The sequence below is a fragment of the Komagataeibacter kakiaceti JCM 25156 genome (genome assembly GCF_000613305.1).
Window position 1 is genome coordinate 1 of record NZ_BAIO01000802.1, and the last position, 745, is coordinate 745.

Here is a 745-nt window from a genome sequence, read left to right on the forward strand (position 1 = left end):
ATTTCCGCCTGTACGCGCTCGGCCGCGCTGCGGGCCATCCCGGCCCGGTCGCGTTCGGACATGGAGGCGGACTGGTCCACCACGACCAGTGCGGTCTGGGGCAGGGGGCGCCACGTTTCGGTAACGCGCTGCGGGTTGAGGAGCCATGCGACAACCGCCAGCAGCGCAAGCAGCCGCCAGACGCCGCCGCGCACCCGGCGCAGCAGGCCAAGCATTGCCAGCACAAGGCCCGCGGCCAGCAGCAGGTAAAGGCACCAGACGGGAACGAGGGGGCTGAACGCATCATGTGACGTGACAGGTCGGGCATGTCCATCACTCCCCCAGCCGTTTCAGCAGGGCGGGCACATGCACCTGATCCGCCTTGTAATTACCCGTCAGCGCGTAAATGACGGCGTTGACCCCGAAACGGTAGGCCGTGACCCGCTGCTCCGCGCCATCGGGCACCGGGGCGTAGGGGGTGTTGCCGCTGGCGTCCACGGCCCAGGCATGGGCCCAGTCATTGCTGCCGATGATGACGGGGCTGACGCCATCGTTCGTGCTGTCGCTTTCCTGCGCCACCCATACCGGCATGCCGTCGTACCGGCCGGGAAAGTCATGCAGCAGGTAGAAGGTATGGGCCAGCACATGGTGGTTATCGAGCCGGGTCAGGGGCGGAATGTCCAGCCCGGCCGTCATCCGCCGCAGGCCGCCGCCGTGCCGGGGGCCGAGCCGGTATAGCCGCCTGCGGTATCCGGCGCGGTGGCGG

General features: G+C 68.7%; 2 pseudogenes. Both read right to left on the reverse strand.

The window, feature by feature from the left end:
• Positions 1–224 (reverse strand): annotated as a pseudogene (locus JCM25156_RS26370) (VWA domain-containing protein); the annotation flags it as partial.
• Positions 225–312: 88 nt separating this feature from the next.
• Positions 313–745 (reverse strand): annotated as a pseudogene (locus tag JCM25156_RS19075) (DUF4159 domain-containing protein); the annotation flags it as partial.